This window comes from Halorubrum sp. SP9, from assembly GCF_005435015.1.
GTDB classification, from domain to species: Archaea; Halobacteriota; Halobacteria; order Halobacteriales; family Haloferacaceae; genus Halorubrum; species Halorubrum sodomense.
Map to the genome: position 1 here is coordinate 1 of NZ_SGXU01000651.1, position 262 is coordinate 262.

1 pseudogene is annotated in these 262 nt (G+C 62.2%); it reads left to right on the forward strand.

From position 1 onward, the window contains the following. Positions 1-30 precede the first annotated feature (30 nt). A pseudogene (locus EXE45_RS18890) lies at positions 31-262 on the forward strand (hypothetical protein); the annotation flags it as partial.

Here is a 262-nt window from a genome sequence, read left to right on the forward strand (position 1 = left end):
GGACGCGGATATCGCTGGAGGTGACGTAGCGTGTCGACCAGCGAGCAACGGAAATATACGCCTCCGGAAAAAAACGAGCTTTACGACCTGCTGAGCAACCACCGCCGCCGATACGTGATCCACTTCTGTAAACAGGCCGACGATCCGATCACCCTCTCCGATCTCGCCGAGCAGGTGGCTGCCCGGGAGCAGGACAAGTCCGTCCCCGAGCTCACCTCCGCCGAGCGCAAGCGCGTGTACACCTCGCTCCAGCAGACCCACC